This window comes from Pseudomonas sp. RGM 3321, assembly GCF_022836805.1.
Taxonomy (GTDB): Bacteria; Pseudomonadota; Gammaproteobacteria; order Pseudomonadales; family Pseudomonadaceae; genus Aquipseudomonas.
Genome location: NZ_JALHBH010000103.1, coordinates 112,401 through 134,714 on the forward strand (window position 1 = coordinate 112,401; position 22,314 = coordinate 134,714).

Genomic DNA, 22,314 nt, shown 5'->3' on the forward strand with positions numbered 1-22,314 from the left:
TCGAATTCGGAGGTGTACCTGTGGACAAGTTGCAGAAAACGCTTGAAGAGTGGAAAGAGATGCTCGACCCGGCGCAGTACCAGGTTTGCCGCCTGAAAGGCACCGAACGGCCGTTTTCCGGTAAGTACAACGAGACAAAGACAGAAGGCGTCTACCACTGCATCTGCTGCAATGAGCCGCTGTTCGATTCCACCACCAAGTTCGATTCGGGCTGCGGCTGGCCCAGCTTTTACGCGCCGCTGGAAGGCAGCGCGGTGGTCGAAGTGCGCGATGTCAGCCATGGCATGATTCGTACCGAAGTGGTCTGTGCCAAATGCGACGCTCACCTGGGCCATGTGTTTCCCGATGGTCCGCCACCGACCGGGCTGCGTTACTGCATCAACTCGGTATGCCTGGACCTGGTCCCGCGCCAGTAGCCGGGAGATTGCTGTGCCGCTGCGTGCAGCGGATCTCTGCTTATCCACCCGTATCAATACCGAAAATTGGCGTGCGCCGCGTTCCGTTGCAGGCTAACGTCAGTGCTCACGTTCCGATCCAGCCACCGCCTAGCCTTGAGGCCTCCTTTGATGAGCGAAAACCTGCTGAGTATCCCGGTCACTACGATCAAGGGAGAACAGAAAACCCTCGCCGATTACGCTGGCAAGGCGGTGCTGGTGGTCAATACAGCCAGCAAATGCGGCTTCACTCCGCAATATAAGGGCCTGGAAAAGCTCTGGCTGGACTACAAGGATAAAGGGCTGGTGGTGCTTGGGTTCCCTTGCAATCAGTTCGGCAAGCAGGAGCCGGGCGACGAGGGCGCGATTTCCGGATTTTGCGAACTGAACTACGGGGTCAGCTTCCCGCTGTTCAAGAAGATCGACGTAAACGGCGCTCAGGCCCATCCATTGTTCGTTCAACTCAAGCAGCAGGCACCGGGGTTGCTGGGGACCGAGCGAATCAAGTGGAATTTCACCAAGTTCCTGATTGGCAGGGATGGCGCGCTGGTCAAGCGTTTCGCCCCGTTGACCAAACCCGAGGAGCTGACCGGTGAAATCGAAGCGCTGCTGCGCTAAGCCGTTTCAGCGGATGTCAGCGATGGGAATCCACTGGTCCAGAATGCCCGCCAGTTCGGCGCGCCGGAACGGCTTGGCGAGGTAGTCGTTCATGCCTGCCGCCTTGCAGCGCTCACGCTCATCGGGCATGGCGTTGGCGGTAAGCGCCACGATCGGCAGGTTTGGCCAGCGGCCGCTGCTGCGGATCTGGCGGCTGGCTTCATAGCCGTCCATGACCGGCATGTTGCAGTCCATCAACACCAGATTAAAGTGGCCCTGCTCCAGTTGTTCCAAGGCCTCACCGCCATGGCTGCTGATGATCACTTCGCAGCCCAGCTTGCCGAGGATGCCCTTGGCCACCAGCTGATTGACCGGGTTGTCTTCGACCAACAGTACTCTGGCCATCCGCTGAGCCGTCTGCTCTGGCGCTTTTGTGTCCCTGACGCCTGTCTCTTCCTGACCGAGTACGCGCCGTAGCGTGTGGTAAAGCGCGTTGCGCGCCAGTGGTCGAGCCTGCTGTTGCAGCGGGGCAAGGGCTGTAACCTGTTCGCCGGGCATGAAATTGCCATAGGCGGTGACCAGCAGGATCGGCACGGGTGTAGTGGGGCGGATCGCGAACAGGCATTCGGGGCAGTCGGTAATGACCAGGTCCGGGCTGCTGTCGAGGTCCACGTCCTCCGGGCGATCGTCAATGCTGCGTCGCTTGAGATCGACCCCCCAGGTTGGCAGCAGGTTGCCCAGCAGTTCCACCAGGCCGCTGCCGGCCGAGCTGACTACAGTGACCCGGCCCCTGAGCGCGGTCTGAGTGACTGCGGATACATGCACCGGCAACGGCAGTTCGGCGCAGAACTGACTGCCGAAGCCGGACTGCGACTGGATACTCAGCGTGCCATTCATGGCTTCACAGAGATTGTTGGTCAACGCCAGCCCCAGCCCGGTGCCGCCATACTGCCGAGTGATGGCGGTTTCTGCCTGAGTGAACGGCTGGAAGATTTTCGCCTGGGCGTCCTGCGCAATACCGATGCCGGTGTCGCGGACTTCGATGCGCACCCGGTTTTCTCCGCTGACATCCTTATGGTGAGTCAGACGTACATCCACGCGCCCGAAACGGGTGAACTTGAGTGCGTTGGACAGCAGGTTGCTGACGATCTGCCGCACACGGGTCGGGTCGCCGGTAACCATGGCCGGAAAGTCCGGCGCAATCAGGCAGGTCAGCTCTACGCTGGGAGCCGCGTTTTGTGACAGCAGGTTGGCGGTGTCTTCGATCAACACCCCAAGGTCGAAGGGAATGCGCTCGATCTCCAGGTGACCGGCATCGAACTTGGACATGTCGAGAATATCGTTGAGCAGTTCGACCAGCACCTTGCCGGAGTCGTGGGCGATCATCAGTTGCTGGCGCTGCTCGGCGCTGAGCGGGCTGTCCAGTGACAGCGCCAGCATGCCCAGCAGGCCGTTGAGCGGTGTGCGGATTTCGTGGCTCATGTGCGCCAGAAACGCCGAGCGCGCATGGGCCATGTCCAGCGCTGTACTGCGTGCTATCTGCAGTTCCTCGTTGGATTCGCGCAGGCGTATGTTGCTGGCCTTGAGCTCATTGGTGCGTGCCGAAACAATGTTTTCCAGCTCGTTGAGATGTTCGGTCAGCCGATCTTCGGCCGCGCGCCGTCTGGAGAACTCGCTGCTCATGGTTTCGAACTGACGATTGAAGGTCGCGACCAATACGCCGATTTCATCCTGCCCATGATGAGGGGGGCAGGTTATTTTCCCTTGGTCGGGGTTGCGCGGATCGCGACTGCTCAGTTCGCGGATCACTCTTACCAGCGGTTTGGTCAGGGTGGCATAGAACAGAATGGTCAGAATACCGGCCAGCGCCAGGCTGCGCACGAAGCCGTTGAGCAGAGTGATCTCGGCGCGCTGCAGGAAGTGACTGCCGAAAGCGAAGGTGTCCACGGTCAGGTACAGTGTGCCGATGGTTTCATCCGGCAAATGGTTGAGGTGCAGTTTTTCCTGAAACTGGCGGCTTTCGCCGAACAGCCAGTCGCTGAACACTCGATAGTGCCCTGTCGCCATGGGGCGTTCGACGCTTGCGAGCACGGCGTCATTGTTATCGGTCAGTCTGGCGCTGACCACGGCAGGGGAGCGCAGCAGCCCGAGTGTCAGCTCCTGAGCCAGCTCCGAGTCGATGTTGTAGGCAATGCGCGATGCCGGGTTCTGGATGATTTCCAGCAGTGATTTGATTTCGCGATTGATGGACGCGTCTTCGCTGGCATAATCGATCGCAATCTGGAACAGGCTCAGCAAGGTCCCCAGCACGAAGCCGATCAATACAGCCAGGCGCGCCTGCTTGAACGAAAGCCTGTTTTTGAGCGATATATCCATGAGTACTTACTGCCACTTCTGGTTGGCCAAGCATAGCTGATAGGCACTGCTGACCAATCAGTTAAATATAAGGAGATCCCGTGGATTCTCGGTTGGATGCTTTTCTGCAACGCGCCGATGCCGTGCTGGCTCGGCTGGAACCGCTGTTGCCAGCACTGCGCGAGCCGGTCGACTGGTCGCAGACGCTGGCCGCGCGCTGGGTGCAAGAGGGCCGTAGCGGCTACCTGATGCCGTTGCAGGTGAGCCTGGATACGCGCCTGACCGATCTGATCGGCGTCGACCTGCAGCGCGACCAGTTGGGGCGCAATACGCGTCAGTTTATCGATGGCCTGCCTGCCAACCATGCCTTGCTCTGGGGTTCGCGCGGCACCGGCAAGTCGTCCCTGATCCGCGCTCTGCTGGCCGAGCACGCCTCGGCCGGTCTGCGCCTGATCGAGATCGAGCGCAATCACCTGGGCGACTTGCCCCGCGTGGTCGAGCAATTGCACAAGCTGACGCAGCGTTTCGTACTGTTTTGCGATGACCTGTCGTTCGAGTCGGGTGAAGGTGACTATCGCGTGCTGAAAAGCGTGCTTGATGGCTCGCTGGAGCAGGCGCCGGACAACGTGTTGCTGTATGCCACCTCCAATCGCCGCCATCTGGTGCCCGAGAAGGAAAGCGACAACGTTGACTGGAAGCACGTCGACGGCGAGTTGCACCCCAGCGAAGCCGTGGAAGACAAGATCGCATTGTCTGACCGCTTCGGCCTGTGGCTGTCGTTCTATCCGTTCACTCAGGAACATTACCTGAACGTGGTCGAGCACTGGATCACGCAACTGGCAGACAAAGCCGGCTTGCAATGGCAGCGCGACGAAAGCCTGGAAAAGGCCGCGATTCGCTGGGCTACCGCGCGTGGCAATCGCAATGGCCGCTGCGCGTATCAATTTGCACGTTACTGGGTAGGACTTGAATTGTTGGAGCAACACACATGATCGATTTGCAAAACACCGGTGCCGGCCTCAATGGCTACGGTCTGCTGGCCGCTCAGCTTGAGGCATTGCTGGCCGCCGAGCGCGACTTCATCGCCAATGCGGCGCAGTTCTCGGCATTCCTTTATACGCAGATCGACGATCTGAACTGGGCGGGTTTTTACCTCAATCGCAACGAAGAATTGGTGCTGGGTCCGTTTCAGGGGCAGATTGCGTGCGTACGCATTCCCTTTGGTCGCGGCGTTTGTGGGGCGGCGGCGCAGAGTCGGCAAACCCAGCGTGTTCAGGACGTTCACGAGTTTCCCGGGCACATCGCCTGCGACAGCGCATCGAACAGCGAGCTGGTGGTGCCGTTGATCAAGGACGGGCGTCTGATCGGCGTGCTGGACCTGGACAGTCCGAGTGTCGGGCGTTTCAACGAGGTGGATCAGGCGGGGATCGAACGTCTGGCGGCTATCTTTCTGGCATCGACCGACTGTTGAGCCGCTCGACCTGCCGCTGTCCGGAGCACAGGTCCGGCAGCGGCGGGGCAGTCATCAATCGTAGATGACTTTCTTCTTCCATTCGGATTCGGTTTCGTCTGCCTTCAGGCCTTCGGTCAGCGCGTTGTCGTCGTCTTCGGATGGCGCGGTATTGGTCAGTACCATCGAGTTGGCACGGGCCAGTTGCTTTTCCATCGCCAGTAACTGCTGTTGGTAAGTCACCGGGTCCGGCTGGTTGCGCAAATACTGCACGCCGCGTTCGAACGCCAGGCGAGCCTGGCCGGGTTGGTCCTGAGTGAGGGCCATCTGACCGAGGTTGTTGAAGAACTCGATGTGCAGCGTGACCAAAATCGTGCGGATTTCGCGGATCCAGTGTTTGGCTTCGCTGGTTTGCAGAAAGCCGTCATGTGCAGCGCGGGTCACCTGACCATGCAGGGCCTCCAGAAGGAAGCGCACGTCCTTGGCCTTGGCTTCGGTCTGGATCGGCGTGACCGGGTTGGGGATGTCGATGCGTTCGCCCTTGCCGATCTGCTCTTCCAGCTCGCCGATGCGGTGCTGGAGTTGAGCGTTACCCTTGTCCAGGTTGAGCATGCGCTGCACGACGTTCAGCTCAAGGCGCGTAAGCAGCAGCTTCAAGGCTGGCGACATCAACTGGCCGGGGAATACTTCGGTGATTTCGCTGCAGCGACGCAAGCGATCACTGAGTTCGACCTTGGTGCGGGCCTTTTCCAGTTTGCCGTTTTCAGCGACGTGATTCAGGTAGCCGATCGCGATGAGCAGAGCGATACCTGCTACTACCATCAGCGTGATCATGAGTGGAGTCACTGTGCAAACCTCATTTGTTCAATTAGTTTTAGTGCGAGTGTAGTGGCTAAGCACTACTGCGCATAGATGTCCCTCTCGGAGTTTGTCGGCATCTCTTCTATATAGATGAGGGGAGATTGATCAGCCGCGCGCCTGGCGACAGTCGGTCAGCGTCCGAACGGCATCGAAGTTATTGATTTCAATAAATTTTCACATGGGGGTTGACGACCCCTCAATCCATCCATAGAATGCGCGCCACTTACAGCGTAAAGCACACAGCGTAGCGCCAATAAGTAGTGAATGTTGTACGTGTGTCCCCTTCGTCTAGTGGCCTAGGACACCGCCCTTTCACGGCGGTAACAGGGGTTCGAGTCCCCTAGGGGACGCCATTGCGGGAATAGCTCAGTTGGTAGAGCACGACCTTGCCAAGGTCGGGGTCGCGAGTTCGAGTCTCGTTTCCCGCTCCAATTTTAAGCAGCTTTGCCTTAGGGCAGGGTTGAGTGAAACCAGAACACATCTCCGGATGGTGTCTGGAACTGAAACACACACCATTGTGTTTCAGGCAGTGTCCCCTTCGTCTAGTGGCCTAGGACACCGCCCTTTCACGGCGGTAACAGGGGTTCGAGTCCCCTAGGGGACGCCATATTGCGGGAATAGCTCAGTTGGTAGAGCACGACCTTGCCAAGGTCGGGGTCGCGAGTTCGAGTCTCGTTTCCCGCTCCAAATTCACAAAAACGCCGCTCAACAGAGCGGCGTTTTTGTTTGTGCGTTTTGAGCCAGATGTTTTAACGTCTTATGGGTTTGACGCTATATAAAGGAACGCCGCTCCAAGAGCGGCGTTTTTCATTTCAGGCTCAAGGCATCTGCGGCAATTCGTTTGGCCGCATGTCGAACACCAACACCTCTGCGTCAACCCCTGCGCTCAGGCTCAGCGTCTGTTCGTCGCGCACACGCACGCCATCCCCTTCGCCCAGTTGTTCGCCATTGAGCACAACACTGCCACGCGCAACGTGCACGTAGGCGTAGCGGTTGGCCGCCAGCGCCAGGGTCGCGGTTTCATCGCCATCGAACAGGCCGGCATACACCCGAGCGTCCTGGCGCACCTTGAGCGCACCGTTCTCACCTTCCGGCGAAATGATCAACTGCAAGCGACCGCGTTTCTGCTCGGGGCTGAAGTGCTTCTCCTGGTAGTTGGGCGCCGCGCCTGCAATATTCGGCACGATCCAGATCTGTAGAAAATGCACGCCCTCGGTGTGCGAATGGTTGAACTCGCTGTGCGCCACGCCGCTACCGGCACTCATCAATTGCACGTCGCCAGGACGAATCACCGACCCGGTGCCAAGCGTATCCTTGTGCTCCAGCGCACCTTCCAGCACGTAGGAAAAGATCTCCATGTCGCGGTGTGGGTGCTGGCCGAAACCTTTGCCCGCTATCACGCGGTCGTCGTTGATCACCAGCAGATCGGAAAAGCCCTGCTCCTGAGGGTTGCGATAACCGGCAAAGGAAAAGGTATGAAAGGATTTCAACCAGCCATGGTTGGCAGCGCCGCGGTCGGAAGCTTTACGAAGAGTCAGCATGATTCTTTCTCCATCCGTCTATCGACGCTGCACATTCAGCAATCGATCAAGTGAGACAAAGGTTACGGCTTATCGACTGTCGCAATAAGTAGCTGGAACATGAATGACTGTCTCGCTGTGGTTGACAGTGCCGGGTGGCACGTTACGCTCTGTCTAACAGCATTCAGCGTTCACTCAGGCTACGACACATGAACCCTTTTGAAGACATGCGGATTTTCTGCCAGGTCATGGAGTCCGGCAGCTTCACGGCGGCGTCCGACAAGCTGGGCCTGTCCAAACAATTTGTCAGTCGGCGCCTGATGCAACTGGAGGAACGGCTGGGCGTGCGCCTGCTCAACCGCTCGACACGACGTCTGGATGTCACGCCGCTGGGGCAGAGTTATTACGAATCGGCTCTGCGCCTGCTAGCCGAGGTCGAACAGGTCGAGCAGGGGATTACCGGGCAGAACAACGAGCCACGCGGCACCCTGCGTCTGAGTGCGCCGCTGTCGTTTGCCGTTGCCCATCTGGGCTGTCTGCTGCCGCTGTTTTTGCAGCGTTACCGCGACGTGGCGGTGGAGGTGGACCTGAGCGATCGTGCGGTGGAATTGATCAGCGAAGGCTATGACCTGGTGCTGCGTATCGGGGTGCTGGAAGACTCCAGCCTGATCGCCCGGCGCATTGCCTCGATTGATCGGGTTTACTGCGCCAGCCCTGCCTACCTGGCCGAGCGCGGTACGCCGCAAAAACCCGAAGATCTGCACGCTCATGATTGCCTGCCCTATGGCCACAGCCGTCAGGCGCAATGGCGTTTTCAGGTGCGGGGAGAGCCTTTGATGCTGAACATCAGCGGGCGCATGCGCGCCAATAATGGCGAGCTGCTGAGAGACACGGCCGTGGCCGGGCTGGGCATCACTTACCTGCCGACGTTCATTGTTGGCGCGGCGCTGCGTGACGGCAGCCTGGTGCGGGTGCTCGATGACCTGCGGCGCGAGCCATTGACGCTGTCAGCGGTTTATCCCCAGCACCGTCAGGCCTCACGTCCAGTGCAGGCATTCATCGAGTTCCTGCGCGAGCGTCTGGAATCAGGTATCGAGCTCAATGAACCGTCTGGCTGAGCGCTTTGTTGAACAGGTTTAGATAATATTTTTGCATCTTAGGCTAGAACAAAAATGAATTTAGCTAATTTTTGTTCGGGTGTTAGGGTCGTTGCCGATCAATTCGATCTGCCCGATACTCCTGGAGACCCTGCCTGTGCCGACAACTATCATCTGCTGGAGCCAACGCCTGCTGACGGGGCTGGCGTTGGGCCTCGTGGCCGCGCTGAACACCCAGGCTGCCGACCTGATTGTCGGTGATCAGAGTTACAGCGCCCGGACCGTGATGGAAGCGGCCGGTGTACTCAAGGATCTGCCCTACGAGCTTGAATGGAAGCAGTTCACCGCAGGCTCTCCGGTCGCCGAAGCGCTGAACGTCGGTAGCCTGGACATCGGTTTGCTGGGCGATTCGCCTGCGCTGTTCATGGGCGCGCTGGGGGCGCCGATCAAGGTCATCGGCGTATCGCGGCAGAACCTCGACGGCGTTGCGATTGTGGTGCGCAAGGATTCGCCGATCAAAACCGTCTCGGATCTGGCCGGCAAGAAAGTCGCCATCTGGAAGGGCTCGTTCAGCCAGCAACTGATGCTCACCGCGCTGGACAGGGCGGGTGTGGCCCGCGATGCCGTTGAATATCGCTACCTCAGTGCACTGGATTCTTCCCACGCGCTGGATGGCGGCTCGGTGGATGCGATTGCCACCTGGGAACCTTATGTCACTCAACAGGAGCGTCAGGGCGCACGAATCATTGCGACAGCCGACGGCTTGATCCCCGCGCAAAGCTTCATTGTCGCCAACGATCAGGCCATCAAGGACAAGCGTGCGCAGATCAGCGATTTCCTGCAGCGCCTGCAAGCTGCTCGCGCCTGGTCGGTCAGCGACCCGCAGCACAATGAAATCTACGCCAACGCCTGGGCTGCGCTGACCAAAGCCGATGCACAAGTGGCGCGCCGCTGGTTTTCCCGCGCACAGGTCGTGGTGGTGCCGATCACCCCGCAAGTGGTGGCAGGTGCGCAGCAGACCATCGATTTTTTCAACAACGCCGGGCTGACCAAACGCTATCCTGCTGCCAGCGTGTTTGACGAGTCGTTCAACGCGGCGCTGGACAGCCAGACGCAGGTTGCCCGCTGAACGACGGCCTTGTCCTGGAGCCTTCACCATGAGTTTTACGTCATTGCATTGGGGTGTTTATCGCCCGCAGGTCGAGGGAGGCAAGTTGAAAGCCCTGCTGCCTGCGGAGTGGGACAAGGACCCTTCACCGATTGGCGATTCGGTTGCCGATGCCAGTACCTCGCCCACACGCGTCATGCGCCCGGCGATACGCCGCAGTTTTCTTCAGCAGGCCAGTGGACGACCCGATTTACGCGGGCAGGAGCCGTTCGTCGAGGTCTCCTGGGAGGTGGCGCTGGATCTGGTCGCCAGTGAGTTGCAGCGCGTCAAAGGCGAGTATGGCAATCAGGCAATTTTTGGCGGCAGCTACGGCTGGGGCAGCGCGGGGCGTTTTCATCACGCGCAAAGCCAGCTGCATCGCTTCCTCAACTGCATCGGCGGTTATGTGTTCAGTACCGACAGCTACAGCCTGGGGGCCGGGCGGGTACTGATGCCGCATATTGTCGGCAATATGGACTGGCTGCTGGCGGCGCATACGTCCTGGAAGAACCTTGCGGAGCAGTGCGAGCTGTTCGTCGCCTTTGGTGGTTTGCCCGCCAAGAATGCGCAGACCAGCCCCGGTGGTGCCAGTGACCATCTGTTGGCCGACGCGTTGCAACGCATGTCCGACGCGGGCGTGGAGTTCGTCAACGTCAGCCCGCTGCGTGATGACCTGGCTGGCCCGACGCATAACCAGTGGCTGGCGGTACGCCCCGGCAGCGACACGGCGTTGATGATGGCGCTTGCCTGGGTATTGATCAGCGAAGGGCTGCACAACGAAGATTTCGTTCAGCGCTACACCGTGGGCTATGAGCGTTTTCGCGATTACCTGCTGGGGCACGCCGACGGCCAGCCTAAGAACCCACAGTGGGCCGCAGCACTGACCGATATCCCTGCGCAGCAGATTGTCGACCTGGCGCGGCGCATGGCCAGTAAACGCACTATGATCAACGTCGCTTATTCATTGCAGCGTTCGATACATGGCGAGCAACCGTTCTGGATGACCGTCACCCTGGCGGCGCTGTTGGGGCAGATCGGTTTGCCCGGTGGCGGCTTCGGCCTGGGTTATGGCTGCATGAACAACACCGGCAGCGGCCGCAAGGCGTTTTCCGGGCCGCGTTTTTCCCAGGGCAGCAACCCGGTCAAAGACTTCATCCCGGTCGCGCGGGTGACAGATATGTTGCTCAACCCCGGCATACCCTTCGATTACAACGGGCAGCAGCAGACTTACCCGGATATTCGCCTGGTGTACTGGGCGGGTGGCAATATCTTTCACCATCATCAAGACCTCAATCGGCTGCTGGAGGCGTGGCAGCGGCCGCAAACCATCATCGTTCACGAGCAGTTCTGGACCGCTCAGGCACGCTATGCTGACATCGTTCTGCCAGCCACCACGTCGCTGGAACGCAACGACATCGGCAGCTCGGCGTCCGATCGTTTCATGATTGCCATGCAGCAGGCCATCGAGCCGGTGGGCGAGTCTCGTGATGACTATTCGATTCTGGCCGGGCTGGCCGAGCGGCTGGGTGTGGCACAGGCGTTTACCGAAGGTCGTGATGCCCAGGCCTGGTTGCATTTTATATACGATGAGTCTCGGCAGCGCGCTGAAACCTTTGGGATTACCCTGCCGGATTTCGAACAGTTCTGGCGTGACGGATTACTGGAAATAGACTATCCCCAGACCGATAACGTACTGCTCAAGTCCTTTCGCGATGACCCTGACGCGCATCCACTGCCGACGCCGTCCGGGCGCATCGAAATTTTCTCCGAGCGCATCGCAGGCTTCGCTTGTGCGGACTGTCCCGGCCATCCGGTGTGGCTGGAAAAACCTGCGCCTACCCACGCGCTGCACCTGCTGTCCAATCAACCCAAAACCCGCCTGCACAGCCAGTACGACCACGGCAGCTACAGCCGTTCCTCAAAAATTCAGGCACGTGAGCCGCTGACCCTGAACCCGCTGGATGCGCAAATGCGCGGGCTGGTCGATGGCGATGTGGCCAAGGTGTTCAACGAGCGGGGCGCGTTTCTGGCCGGCGTAATCGTATCGGACAGCATTCGGCCCGGCGTTGTGCAGATTGCCACCGGTGCCTGGTTCGATCCATTGGTGCATGGCGAGCCGGGCAGCCTGGAAAAGCACGGCAACCCTAATGTGATCACCCAGGACATCGGTGCTTCCAGCCTGTCGCAAGGGTGTGCGGCGCAGACCGCGTCGGTGGACATCGTCAAATGGGATCAGGCGCTGCCGCCGGTGACGGCGTTCGAGCCGCCGTCACTACTCTGAGCGCCTTTCACTGCTCTTTATTACGTGTCGCAAAAACCGCCTTGCCCACACCCGCCAATACCGCGTCGTTCTGCGGCGTATGCACCCGGCCGCACAACACGTTGCGGTAATGGCGCTGCAGCGGGTTGCTGCGTGAAAGTCCCGGATTCCCCGAGGCCTCAATGGCCAGTTCCACCGCGCGGATCGCATTGCCGGTCACCAGGTATTTGATCTGCGCAGCATGCTGTGCGGGCGTGTGACCCTGGGCAGCGGACTGCAGCAAGCTCTGGTTGGCGAACAGCAAGGTGTCGATCTGCCCGACTGTTTCCTGAAAGCGCGGCAGAGTCGACAGCGCGGCCCCGAGGTTGGACGGCTTGCGCTGCTCCAGCCAGTGCACCAGCCAGTCGCGGGCGGAGTGGGCGATGCCGTCGTAGACCGACGACAGCAGCACCGACATCCACAGCATGCCCGACTCATCAAGTTCGGATTGCGGGGCACTCCACGGGCTGACGCTGACGGCATGATCGAGCGGCACCAGCACGTCGTCGAAGCGGACTTCGTGGCTGCTGGTGGCGCGCATGCCCAAGTGGTCCCAGTCCTCGATGATCCTGATGCCCGGCGTGTCCTTGTGGACCAGCCAGCTGCCCACCAGCGGGTCATCGTCGTCGCTGCGCGCCCACACGGCAAACCAGGTCAGGCCATGACTGCCGGTGGAGTAGATCTTGCTGCCGCTGATTCGCCAGCCGTCGGCGCTGCGGCGGGCGATGGTGCCCGGCAGGCCGCCACGCGCAGGGGTGCCCAGGTCAGGCTCGACGCGCAGGGCATTGATCAGCGCGCCTTCGCGTACCGCCTCTTCGGCAACTTGTACACGTAGATGGCTCGGCCAGTTACGGTTCTCCTGCAGCCTCGAATGTTGCAGGTATTGCATGACCAGAATCAGCGCCGTCGACGGTTCGCCCTTTGCCACCGCGCTGACCACTTGCTGCGCGCGTGGCAGATCGGCACCGCCGCCGCCCAGTTCAGCCGGTACGGTCAGGCCGAGCAGGCCGTGGGTGTGCAGTAACTGAAAGTTGGCGTGAGGGAATTGGGCGCTGATGTCGTACTGCTCGGCAGTTTCAGCCAGTGTGGCGGTCAGTGCCGCCAGCCGTTCGCTGAAGTCTTCAGCCGACTCGGCTGCCGGGTAATGCTGGCGCGGGGTAGGGCGCAGGGTTGAGAGTGTCATGCGGGGTCCTTTTCGCAGCGGTTATGCAGCGGTCATTGTGCGGCGGCCTGAGCGATCTGCGCGCGCGAGGCGTTGAAGCTCTTGTCGAAGCCGGTTGAAACGTCGATTTTTTTAGTCAGGATGCCTTCAGCCAGATAGGTGTCCGCAGTGTTCTGCAGGCCCTGAACGATCTGATCGTCAATCGGCGTGCGCTGCATTTTCGTCGCCTTGGCCACCGCCAGATGCACCGCCAGCGGCAGGCCGGTGACCTTCGCCTGAGCGGCCGCGTACTCTTCGGGATGAGCATTGGACCAGTTGAAGGCGCGCTCCACGCGGGCAACGAAATCATCCAGTTGGGCACGTTTGCCTTCAATGGCCTTGCTGGTGGCGGCAAGGTAGAGGTGGTTGCTCAGCAACTCGCTGCCACTGACCAGCACACGAGCGTCGCTTTGCGCGATGGAAATCGTTGTGTAAGGGTCCCAGGTCGCCCAGGCATCGGCATCTCCGCTGTCCAGCAACAGACGCGATTCGCTGGGCAGCAGGTTGATGAAGGTGACGTCACTGGTTTTCAGCCCGGCTTCATGCAGGGCGCGGATCGCCAGATAGTGGCCGATGGAGCCGCGCCCGGTGACGATGCGCTTGCCCTTGAGGTCGGCAACGGTCTTGATCGGCGAGTCCTTCGAGACCAGCACCGCCGTGGTGAAGCGGCCCTGCGCATGGGTAATGCTGACCACTTTCAAGGGCGCACCCGCGCCCAGCGCGAATACATAGGGCGCATCACCCAGCGCGCCGATATCCACCGCGCCAGCGTTCAGTGCCTCTCCCAGAGGGGCCGCCGAGGGGAACTCGGAAAACTGGATCTCGTAAGGCACGTCCTTGAGTTCGCCGGAGACCTGCAACAGTATTTTCAGCAGCGACTTCTGATTGGCGACCAATAGCGGAGCCTGCTCGGCAGCCAGCACCTGCTGGCCTGCCAGCACACTGAGCAACGCGCCGAGCAGCAGGCTTTTGAGCGGTAGAGGTGATTTGAAAAAAGGCAGCATTAAGGTGTTTCTCCATTGAGTTGATCGGTCGGCCAGACACTTATCGTTCCTCACGCTCAAATCACGTAAAACCCGTGCGTCCCGTCCCGGCCCAATTGCTCCACCAGGCCAAACTCCCAGTCCAGGTACGCCTGCATGGCTTCGCGCGGCGCATCGGTGCCTTCGTACGGGCGGCGATAGCGGTCGATGCGTGGCGAGGCCAGCCGGCTTTCACCATGCTCCAACGGCAGGCCAGCCTTGATCCAGCTGGCCGTGCCGCCTTCAAGCAAAAACACCGGTTTGTCGGTCAGTGCTTCGACGTCGGCCACGGCAAAGCGCGCCAGACGGCTGCTGCCACAGGTCAATACGTAGCGGTCGGCGGCAGGTATCTTTTCCAGTGCCTGCTTGAGGTCGGCGCGCAAGGTCCACCAGGCACCGGGAATGTGCTGTTTGACGTAATTGGCGCTGGCGGTGAAATCCAGCACTGCCACTTCCACCTGTGTCTGCCATTGAGCAAGCGTCTCGACGCTGATCGCCTCGACTTGCGGTGGCGCAGGGAACGGCGCATCCCAGTCACCCGGTTCGCTGAAGTCTGCTGCATGCAGGCCATCGAGCACTGACACGTCCCAGCCCAGTTGCGCCAGCCAGGAGGCCGACATGTTGGCGCGCACGCCGTCGTCGTCCACCAAGGCGATTCGTGCGCCGCGTACGCTGGCGAAGTGATCGGTTTCCTGCACCAGCTGTCCGCCTGGTGTGGAGCGCGCATCGGGCAGATGGCCTTTGGCAAACTCTTCCGGTGTGCGCACATCGAACAGGTAAGTGGTGCGCGAAGTCTCGGCCTGCCAGCGTTGCAGGTCAGCGCGGCTGGCGCGTTTGACCTTGGCGCGATCAGCCACCTTGCGCGCATCGGCACTGGCGGTTTCGCGGGTTTGCTCACTGACCGCTGCAAAACGCCGGTTCTGACCGTGGTCCAGGGTCTGGCCAGCCAGCAGCCAGCCAATCGTGCCATTGCGCAACGCGTTGATCTGATTGGGCAGGCCCGCGTTGACCAGCGACTGAGTGCCGATGATGCTGCGCGTGCGACCGGCGCAATTGACGATGATTCGCGTGTTCGGGTCCGGTGCCAGCTCCCGCGCCCGCAGCACCAGTTCCGCGCCCGGTACGCTGATGCCACCGGGGATGCTCATGGTCTGGTATTCGTCATAGCGCCGGGCATCGAGCACTACCACGTCGGCGTCGCTGTCGAGCAGGGCCTTGACCTCTTCGGCCGCCAGAGACGGGGTAGCGCGATGATGTTCCACCAGTTCGCCAAACGCCTTGCTCGGCACATTCACATCAATGAACAACTCGCCGCCAGCCTCACGCCAGCCTTGCAGGCCGCCGTCGAGCAGTCTCACATCGCTGTAGTCCAGCGCCTGTAAACGTTGCAGCGCAACCTGCGCCAGACCTTCGCCATCGTCGTACAGGGTTATGGCTGTGTCGCGTCGCGGGATGCGCGGGAACACCTCCAGCTCCAGCTTCGACAACGGGATGTTCACCGCAAACAGAGGATGGGCCTGGGCAAAGGGTGCCTCTTCGCGGACGTCTACCAAGGCCAGTTCCTGGCGGTCCAGCAATGCCTGACGAACGTCGGCGAATGATCGGGTGGCGGGTGTGGTCATCGGGCGGGGCTCCCTGTTGGCTGATCCTGAGTGGCATGGGTGATGGCAGCGGCATTCGAATAGCCGGAGATGAACAGTTTTTCGCTGCCGTCGAGGTCGTAGACCGCACGTTTCACCGTGCCGATATCGGCGCCGTAAACGTGGATGCTGATCGACACTTGATCGTTGAAGGCATTGCTGACCTGATGCACATCGTTGCTTTTCGGTGACAGCGCTTCGACCTGGCCGGGTTTCAGGAGAATTGCCGGGCCGCTGGTTTCCAGGCGGCCTTGCGCGTTGCGGGTATAGCCCTGTGAATGCTCTGCACCGCGCAACATGCCGATCAGGCCCCAGACGCGATGGTCGTGAATCGGCGTGCGTTGCCCCGGCCCCCAGACAAAACTGACCACTGAGAAGCGCTGCTGCGGGTCGGCATACAGCAGAAATTGCTGATAGCGGTCGGGGTCAGGTACGGCAAATTCTTCTGCCAGCCAGTCATCGTGGCTGACCAGTTGCGCCAACAGCTTGCCGCCGCGGCGTAACAGGTCGCCTTCGTGCGGCTCGCTGCCAATCAGCTCGGCCAGCGCATCGATAAAGGCCCCGAGTCGTTCCGGGTGTCGGTTCTGAGTCATGTCCATTTCCAGATCAGGGTCAGGGAATGGTTTGATATAAGCATAATATGGATATTTAATATGCTATTTTTTAATGATTAGGTTATAACGAAAACGTCTTTTACTTCCGTGCTGCAATGCGTGAAATCTAGCGTCGGTCTGTTGGACGGGCTATGAATGGACGTCTGCCGGGACTATTCTTTTTGCCTGTTTTTCTTCTCTTCTTTATGTGCGGTCCGAATGAAAATTGATGATATCGATGCGTTCGTTGCAGTCATCCGCTGTCAGTCGATCAGCCATGCCGCTGAATCGCTGGATCTGACCCAGCCGGCGATTACTCGCCGGGTGCAGAATTTCGAGCAGGCCCTTGGGGTCGAGCTGTTTGACCGTAATACCAAGCCGCTCAAGCCAACGCCGATGGGCATCCAGGTGTACCAGAAGTGCCTGGCCATCCTGCGCGAGATGGATTCTTTGCGTGAGTTGGTGGCCAGCGACACGCCGCCCAGCGGCCTGTTGCGTCTGGGTGTGCCGCAAACCATCGGTGACGTGGTGCTGCTCGATGCGCTCAAACAGTTACGCGGAGAATTCCCGGATCTGCGCGCCCAGGTCAGCACCGGCTGGGGCAGCCATCTGATCGGCAAGATCGAAAACGGTGAGCTGGATGCCGCGGCAGCGCTGTTTCCTGCCGGCAAGATATTCCCGGACAACATCGTCGGTCAGTCCATCGGCAAGATGGAGCTGGTGGTGGTCTGCGCCAAGGGGCTGGTGCCGAAAAAGCCCGGCAAGCTGGCGGATTGCTATGAGCAGGGCTGGGTACTCAACCCCGACGGCTGCGGTTTTCGCGCAGGTTTGCAGCGTACGCTGACCGACCAGGGGCTGAGCATGAAGGTCAATCTGGAAACCTTCGGCACCGAGCTGCAACTGGGGCTGGTAGCCGATGGCATGGGGTTGGGTCTGGTGCCAAGGCCGTTGCTGGAGCGCAGCGCTCACCGCGAGCAACTGGTGGTACTGCCGCTCAAGGACTTCAAACCGGTGATGGACCTGTGGCTGTTCTATCCACGTTTTCTGGGCAATCTGCAAGCACCGGTCGAGGCTTTTGGCGCGCTGGTGGCGCGCTCCCTCAAGCCGGTTTCAGCAGCCGCCTGAAAACGCCATTGCGGGCGGGCAGTCTTCAGTCAGAAGCCTGGCCCGCCCGCATGGCGTTGAATCAGGCGACTTGTTCGCGAGCCTGCTGTTCACGCTGAGCCACCAGTGCGCGGGTCAGCGGGATCAGCTTCTTGCCGTAATCGATGGCATCTTCCAGCGGGTCGAAGCCGCGAATCAGAAAGGTGGTAATCCCCAGTTCGTAATAGTCCAGCAGCGCTTCGGCGACCTGTTCCGGGGTGCCGACCAGCGACGTTGAATTGCCCTGCGCGCCGAGCAGGCCAGCGATGCCTGTCCACAGGCGTTTGTCCAGACGTGAGCCTTGCGCCGCTGCGGCCAGCAGGCGACGCGACCCTTCGTTGGGTGGTTCGCGACGGACAAAGCCGTTGCGGTCTGCCAATGCCTTGGCTTTTTCCAGAATGCTGTCGGCGCGCGCCCAGGCTTGTTCTTCGGTGTCGGCCAGAATCGGGCGCAGCGACAGGCTGAAACGAATGGTCCGGCCATGTTTGGCGGCTTCGGCGCGCACCTGCTTCACCACATCGCGCACCTGCTCGTACGTTTCGCCCCACAAGGCATAGACGTCGGCGTGTTTGCCAGCCACCGCAATCGCCGCTGCCGAGGAACCGCCAAAGTACAGCGGGATGTGTGGCTGCTGTGGGGACTTGACCAGCGAGTGCGCGCCCTCGAACTGGTAGTAGGTGCCCTGATGATCGAACGGCTTGTCGCTGGTCCATTCCTGACGCACCACACTGAGGTATTCATCGCTGCGCGCGTAGCGTTCGTCCTTGCCGATGTGGCTGCCGTCGGCACGCAGTTCCTTGTCGTCGCCGCCGGTAATGATATGCACCGCAGTGCGCCCGTCATTGAACACGTCTAGCGTCGCAAATTGCCGGGCTGCCACGGTGGGGGAGATGAAACCGGGACGATGCGCGACAAGAAACTTCAATGTGCTGGTTACGCTGGCAGCGTGCGCGGCGACCAGTGTGCTGTCCGGGCTGTTGGAGTGGTACGCGATCAGCGCACGATCAAAACCGGCGTCTTCATGAGCCTTGGCCACTGTCTTCACGTAGTCGGGCTGGATGGTCGCGCCGCTGCGCGGGTGGATTTCAGAACCGGGTTGCGTGGCGATATAGCCAATGAATTCGATGCTCATGAAAACTCCTGCCAATGGTTGAGGTCCGTTCGACCTTGTCGAGAAGCACCATAAAGGCAAGCAGACGGGGCTGTGAAATTCGATTTTGGTCTAAGTTAATTATAAAAAATATGCATTATAAGATTTGCAGGTAATCAAATATTTTAACTATTAGCTTAGAGCAAAATAGAATTTCACGCGGTTTTCTTATGCACATAGCATGGTGTTCACACTGCGTCGGGTGCGTTAGGCCTGATTTGCCCAGAAGGATGCACCCATGTCTGACACAACGCTCAACCCCGCCGACTCCGGTTTTCTGCTGGTCAACAAGCCTGAACAGCTTCGCGCCTCTGAACAGCATCGCCAGCGTCGGCAAATGCCGGGCTCTGTTTTGCGTCTGCTCAGCCCGCTGGCGCTGTTGCTGCTCTGGGAGCTGGCCTCACAAACCGGTCTGTTGCCCAGCCGAGTGATCGCTGCACCGTCGCAGATCGGCGGCACGCTCTGGTCGATGATCGTTTCAGGTGAACTGGCCGTGCACCTGTGGGTATCGCTGCAACGCGCATTGCTGGGCTTAAGTATCGGCGTCAGCATTGGTGTGGTCGCCGCATTGATAACCGGGCTTTCCCGACGCGGCGAAATCGCCCTCGACTCGCCGATGCAAATGCTGCGCACCATTCCGTCGCTGGCACTGGTGCCGCTGTTCATCCTCTGGTTCGGCATTGGCGAATTCACCAAAGTAGCGCTGATCGTGATGGGCACCACCTTTCCGGTGTACCTGAACCTGTTTTCCGGCATCCGCAACATCGACCCGAAACTGATTGAGGCCGCCAACACGTTGGGGCTGAGCCGTCGCGAGCTGATCTGGCACGTGATCCTGCCCGGTTCGTTGCCTTCTTTTTTTGTCGGGCTGCGCTATTCGCTGGGTATCTCCTGGCTGGCGCTGGTGTTTGTCGAGCAAATCAACACCACCGCGGGAATCGGCTTTCTGGCCAGCGATGCCCGCGACTTCATGCGCACTGATGTAATCGTTATCTGCCTGTTGATCTACAGCGTCCTGGGCCTGGTGATCGACGGCATCATTCGCACGCTGGAGCGCTATGCGCTGGCCTGGCGACCGACCTTCGTGAGGAATTGAGCATGGCGACCCTTGAATTGCATAACACTTCCCCAGTCGCGCCCCCGGTTCAGTTGCGTAACGTGGTTCGCCAGTTTGGCCCACAACGGGTGATTGACGGGCTGGACCTGGACATTGCTGCTGGCGAGTTTGTCGCTTTGCTTGGTGCCAGTGGCTCCGGCAAGACCACCTTGCTGCGTACCCTGGCCGGGCTGGACGATATCGATAGCGGCGAGCTGCGTGTGCCGGTGGCGCGTGCTGCGGTGTTTCAGGAACCGCGGCTGATGCCGTGGAAAAGCGCCTGGAAAAACGTGGTTCTCGGCCTGCGCGTCAACGATGCCAAGACGCGGGCAGAAGCAGCATTGACCGAAGTTGGCCTGGCGCATCGGCTGAATGCCTTTCCGGCTACGTTGTCCGGTGGCGAGGCGCAGCGTGTGGCGTTGGCGCGCGGCCTGGTCCGTGAGCCGAAACTGCTGTTGCTCGACGAGCCTTTTGCCGCCCTTGATGCCTTGACCCGCATTCGCATGCACCAGTTGATCATCGACCTGTGGCGCAAGCACACCCCGGCGGTGCTGCTGGTAACGCACGATGTCGATGAGGCGATCCTGCTCGCTGACCGGGTCATTGTTCTGGCCGACGGTAAAATTGCCGATGACATCCGCGTCGACCTGCCACGTCAGCGTGACAGCGGGCAGGCCAGGTTTCAGGCAATTCGTAGCCGCTTGCTGGGTTTGCTGGGCGTGAAGGCGCAGGCTGCAGATACTGCAACGCAGGAGCCAGCCCACGACGTGACGCTCAGCGCACTGCGTCGTTTCGCCAATGCTCGTTGATCCTGCGCAGGGTGCGTATCATGGGCGTCTGAATTTCTGGAGGGGACGTCCATGTCTGCCGAAAAGCCCGAAGTCATCATCATCTATTGCATTCAATGTCAGTGGTTATTGCGCGCTGCCTGGCTCGCCCAGGAGCTGTTGAGCACGTTCAGTGACGACCTGGGCAAGGTCTCGTTGCAGCCGGGTACCGGTGGCGTTTTTCGCATTACCTGCGATGGCGTGCAACTCTGGGAACGCAAGGCCGACGGCGGCTTTCCCGAGGCCAAGGTGCTCAAGCAGCGGCTCCGCGACCAGATTGACCCGGCCCGTGATCTGGGCCACAACGACCGTCATACTCCAGCCAGTCCTCAGTAATACAGGGCGATTGTCACGACATCGCCACGTGCGTGTCACATTCGGTTAACCGGCATGCTCCACTCTCTTGGAAACCCTGCCGGAGGTCATGCCATGACCAGCGCTCAGCTCGCCACACCCAGCCGCAAACAACGCGTGCGCACCTTGTGGATTTCCGACGTTCACCTGGGCACGCGCGATTGCCAGGCCGAGCACTTGTCCGCGTTTCTCAAACGCTATCAGGCTGACAAGGTGTACCTGGTCGGCGACATCATTGATGGCTGGAAACTGCGTGGCGGCATGTACTGGCCACAAGCACACACCAACGTGATCCGTCGGCTGCTGACCATGAGCAAGCGCGGCACCGAAGTCATTTATGTCACAGGCAACCACGACGAATTCCTGCGTCGTTACTCCAAGTTGGTGCTGGGCAACATCCAGCTGGTGGACGAAGCCGAGCACGTCACGGCCGACGGGCGTCGCTTTCTGGTCATTCATGGCGACCAGTTCGATGTGATCACCCGCTACCACCGCTGGCTGGCCTTTCTCGGCGACTCGGCCTATGAATTCACCCTGACCCTTAACCGCTGGCTGAACCATTGGCGCGCCAAGTACGACTATGGCTACTGGTCGCTGTCGGCGTACCTGAAGCACAAGGTCAAGAGTGCGGTGAATTTCATCAGCGATTTCGAGGAAGCCATCGCCCACGAATGCGTGAAGCGCGGACTGGATGGTGTGGTCTGCGGGCACATCCACCATGCGGAAATCCGCCAGGTGGGCGGCGTGGAATACCTCAATTGCGGCGACTGGGTTGAATCCTGTACCGCCCTGATCGAACACCTGGACGGCACTATCGAACTGTTTCGCCTGGCCGACGCGCACTTGAAAGCCAGCCAGCCGGTGGTTCAGGAGCCGGTCAGAGAAACGGTTGCCTGATTCAACCAGCCTAAAACGGCACCTTGCCCAACAGCATATCGCGGTACATGACGAAATCGCCGAGCAGGCTGTAGAACGGATGCCTGAACGTGGCCGGACGGTTTTTCTCGAAAAAGAAATGCCCGGCCCAGGCGAAGCCGTAACCCGCGACCGGTAACAGCCACAACAACCCCCAGCGCCCGCTGCCCACACCGAACGCCAGCAGGAAAATCACCAATGAGGTGCCCACAAAATGCAGACGCCGACTGGTACTGCTGCTGTGCTCGGCGAGGTAGAAAGGATAGAACTCGGCAAAGCTTGAGAAACGCTTGATGGTATCCACTGCGCGTACCCTCGTGTTGGTTCTTCCTGTTATACACAAATTTAGCCGACTGTCGTGCCGATGTGGAGCGTGGCACGATGGACGCGACTAGCTTGCTGATGTTTACGACTATCGTGCCAATGCTCCGCGTTGGCATGCAGTTCGTGACGCTCTGCGTCACAAATCTCCCGTGCAAAACAATCAGTGAGCTGGTCTAATGACCCCGGACACCTTAATGGGTGAAACTATATCCATTGAGGAGTCACCATGACCAAGAAATACAGAAAATTCGATGCAGCCTTCAAGCTTGATGTCTGCAAGCTCATCGTT

The 22,314-nt window shown here is 60.0% G+C and carries 21 protein-coding genes and 4 tRNA genes; 16 read left to right on the plus strand and 9 right to left on the minus strand.

Going from position 1 to position 22,314, the window contains the following annotated elements; all coding sequences use genetic code 11:
• Window positions 1-20 precede the first annotated feature (20 nt).
• Together msrB and RGM3321_RS10120 are read left to right on the plus strand one after the other, a co-directional pair.
• Complete coding sequence (gene msrB, locus RGM3321_RS10115; RefSeq protein ID WP_002554534.1) at window positions 21-416, plus strand: peptide-methionine (R)-S-oxide reductase MsrB; 396 nt, start codon at window positions 21-23, stop codon at window positions 414-416.
• A 150-nt stretch (window positions 417-566) separates the two neighbouring features.
• Window positions 567-1,052: a glutathione peroxidase gene (locus tag RGM3321_RS10120; protein ID WP_122258067.1), complete on the plus strand. Its 486-nt coding sequence runs from the start codon at window positions 567-569 to the stop codon at window positions 1,050-1,052.
• A 6-nt stretch (window positions 1,053-1,058) separates the two neighbouring features.
• Here RGM3321_RS10120 and RGM3321_RS10125 read toward each other — a convergent pair whose 3' ends face one another.
• The gene (locus RGM3321_RS10125) at window positions 1,059-3,407 is read right to left on the minus strand and encodes an ATP-binding protein (protein WP_244392942.1); all 2,349 of its coding nucleotides are present in this window, start codon (window positions 3,405-3,407) and stop codon (window positions 1,059-1,061) included.
• A gap of 80 nt (window positions 3,408-3,487) precedes the next feature.
• Here RGM3321_RS10125 and RGM3321_RS10130 point away from each other — a divergent pair, with 80 nt between their 5' ends.
• Both RGM3321_RS10130 and RGM3321_RS10135 read left to right on the plus strand, forming a co-directional pair.
• Window positions 3,488-4,378: an ATP-binding protein gene (locus RGM3321_RS10130; protein ID WP_244392943.1), complete on the plus strand. Its 891-nt coding sequence runs from the start codon at window positions 3,488-3,490 to the stop codon at window positions 4,376-4,378.
• Window positions 4,375-4,857, plus strand: a complete 483-nt coding sequence (locus RGM3321_RS10135; RefSeq protein ID WP_244392944.1) for a GAF domain-containing protein — start codon at window positions 4,375-4,377, stop codon at window positions 4,855-4,857. Before RGM3321_RS10130 ends, RGM3321_RS10135 begins: the two co-directional genes overlap by 4 nt.
• 54 nt (window positions 4,858-4,911) lie before the next feature.
• Here RGM3321_RS10135 and RGM3321_RS10140 read toward each other — a convergent pair whose 3' ends face one another.
• On the minus strand, window positions 4,912-5,670 hold the full coding sequence (locus RGM3321_RS10140; protein WP_244392945.1) for a hypothetical protein: 759 nt from the start codon (window positions 5,668-5,670) through the stop codon (window positions 4,912-4,914).
• 304 nt (window positions 5,671-5,974) lie between these two features.
• On the opposite strand from RGM3321_RS10140, the gene RGM3321_RS10145 reads away from it, so the two are divergent.
• The 4 genes from RGM3321_RS10145 (at window position 5,975) to RGM3321_RS10160 (ending at window position 6,384) form a co-directional block, all read left to right on the plus strand.
• Window positions 5,975-6,050, plus strand: a tRNA-Glu gene (locus RGM3321_RS10145).
• Window positions 6,051-6,052: 2 nt separating this feature from the next.
• A tRNA-Gly gene (locus tag RGM3321_RS10150) sits at window positions 6,053-6,128 on the plus strand.
• Between the two features lie 100 nt (window positions 6,129-6,228).
• Window positions 6,229-6,304, plus strand: a tRNA-Glu gene (locus RGM3321_RS10155).
• Window positions 6,305-6,308: 4 nt separating this feature from the next.
• A tRNA-Gly gene (locus RGM3321_RS10160) sits at window positions 6,309-6,384 on the plus strand.
• Between the two features lie 131 nt (window positions 6,385-6,515).
• Here RGM3321_RS10160 and RGM3321_RS10165 read toward each other — a convergent pair.
• On the minus strand, window positions 6,516-7,238 hold the full coding sequence (locus RGM3321_RS10165; protein WP_244392946.1) for a pirin family protein: 723 nt from the start codon (window positions 7,236-7,238) through the stop codon (window positions 6,516-6,518).
• 188 nt (window positions 7,239-7,426) lie between these two features.
• Here RGM3321_RS10165 and RGM3321_RS10170 point away from each other — a divergent pair, with 188 nt between their 5' ends.
• From RGM3321_RS10170 to RGM3321_RS10180, 3 genes are all read left to right on the plus strand, one after another.
• Window positions 7,427-8,335: a LysR family transcriptional regulator gene (locus RGM3321_RS10170; RefSeq protein WP_244392947.1), complete on the plus strand. Its 909-nt coding sequence runs from the start codon at window positions 7,427-7,429 to the stop codon at window positions 8,333-8,335.
• A 136-nt stretch (window positions 8,336-8,471) separates the two neighbouring features.
• On the plus strand, window positions 8,472-9,443 hold the full coding sequence (locus RGM3321_RS10175; protein ID WP_244392948.1) for an ABC transporter substrate-binding protein: 972 nt from the start codon (window positions 8,472-8,474) through the stop codon (window positions 9,441-9,443).
• A 28-nt stretch (window positions 9,444-9,471) separates the two neighbouring features.
• Window positions 9,472-11,742 carry a molybdopterin guanine dinucleotide-containing S/N-oxide reductase gene (locus RGM3321_RS10180; protein ID WP_244392949.1) on the plus strand — a complete coding sequence of 757 codons (2,271 nt, stop codon included), beginning with the start codon at window positions 9,472-9,474 and terminating at the stop codon, window positions 11,740-11,742.
• 7 nt (window positions 11,743-11,749) lie between these two features.
• Here RGM3321_RS10180 and RGM3321_RS10185 read toward each other — a convergent pair whose 3' ends face one another.
• From RGM3321_RS10185 to RGM3321_RS10200, 4 genes are read right to left on the minus strand one after another with little or no spacing between them, the layout of a single operon-like run.
• Complete coding sequence (locus RGM3321_RS10185) at window positions 11,750-12,943, minus strand: acyl-CoA dehydrogenase family protein (protein ID WP_244392950.1); 1,194 nt, start codon at window positions 12,941-12,943, stop codon at window positions 11,750-11,752.
• Window positions 12,944-12,975: 32 nt separating this feature from the next.
• Window positions 12,976-13,965, minus strand: a complete 990-nt coding sequence (locus RGM3321_RS10190) for an ABC transporter substrate-binding protein (protein WP_244392951.1) — start codon at window positions 13,963-13,965, stop codon at window positions 12,976-12,978.
• 56 nt (window positions 13,966-14,021) lie between these two features.
• Window positions 14,022-15,605, minus strand: a complete 1,584-nt coding sequence (locus RGM3321_RS10195) for a rhodanese-related sulfurtransferase (protein ID WP_244392952.1) — start codon at window positions 15,603-15,605, stop codon at window positions 14,022-14,024.
• Window positions 15,602-16,216, minus strand: a complete 615-nt coding sequence (locus RGM3321_RS10200) for a cysteine dioxygenase (RefSeq protein ID WP_244392953.1) — start codon at window positions 16,214-16,216, stop codon at window positions 15,602-15,604. Before RGM3321_RS10200 ends, RGM3321_RS10195 begins: the two co-directional genes overlap by 4 nt.
• 219 nt (window positions 16,217-16,435) lie before the next feature.
• On the opposite strand from RGM3321_RS10200, the gene RGM3321_RS10205 reads away from it, so the two are divergent.
• The gene (locus tag RGM3321_RS10205) at window positions 16,436-17,341 is read left to right on the plus strand and encodes a LysR family transcriptional regulator (RefSeq protein WP_244392954.1); all 906 of its coding nucleotides are present in this window, start codon (window positions 16,436-16,438) and stop codon (window positions 17,339-17,341) included.
• A gap of 61 nt (window positions 17,342-17,402) precedes the next feature.
• On the opposite strand, the gene RGM3321_RS10210 is transcribed toward RGM3321_RS10205, so the two are convergent.
• On the minus strand, window positions 17,403-18,491 hold the full coding sequence (locus RGM3321_RS10210) for an LLM class flavin-dependent oxidoreductase (protein WP_244392955.1): 1,089 nt from the start codon (window positions 18,489-18,491) through the stop codon (window positions 17,403-17,405).
• Window positions 18,492-18,747: 256 nt separating this feature from the next.
• Here RGM3321_RS10210 and RGM3321_RS10215 point away from each other — a divergent pair, with 256 nt between their 5' ends.
• From RGM3321_RS10215 to RGM3321_RS10230, 4 genes are all read left to right on the plus strand, one after another.
• Complete coding sequence (locus tag RGM3321_RS10215; RefSeq protein ID WP_244392956.1) at window positions 18,748-19,605, plus strand: ABC transporter permease; 858 nt, start codon at window positions 18,748-18,750, stop codon at window positions 19,603-19,605.
• A gap of 2 nt (window positions 19,606-19,607) precedes the next feature.
• The gene (locus RGM3321_RS10220; protein WP_244392957.1) at window positions 19,608-20,414 is read left to right on the plus strand and encodes an ABC transporter ATP-binding protein; all 807 of its coding nucleotides are present in this window, start codon (window positions 19,608-19,610) and stop codon (window positions 20,412-20,414) included.
• 51 nt (window positions 20,415-20,465) lie between these two features.
• The gene (locus RGM3321_RS10225; RefSeq protein ID WP_244392958.1) at window positions 20,466-20,768 is read left to right on the plus strand and encodes a SelT/SelW/SelH family protein; all 303 of its coding nucleotides are present in this window, start codon (window positions 20,466-20,468) and stop codon (window positions 20,766-20,768) included.
• Between the two features lie 93 nt (window positions 20,769-20,861).
• Window positions 20,862-21,683 carry a UDP-2,3-diacylglucosamine diphosphatase gene (locus RGM3321_RS10230; RefSeq protein WP_244392959.1) on the plus strand — a complete coding sequence of 274 codons (822 nt, stop codon included), beginning with the start codon at window positions 20,862-20,864 and terminating at the stop codon, window positions 21,681-21,683.
• A 10-nt stretch (window positions 21,684-21,693) separates the two neighbouring features.
• Here the strand turns inward: RGM3321_RS10230 and RGM3321_RS10235 are convergent, their stop codons facing one another.
• On the minus strand, window positions 21,694-22,005 hold the full coding sequence (locus tag RGM3321_RS10235) for a DUF962 domain-containing protein (protein ID WP_058399995.1): 312 nt from the start codon (window positions 22,003-22,005) through the stop codon (window positions 21,694-21,696).
• Between the last annotated feature and the right edge of the window lie 309 nt (window positions 22,006-22,314).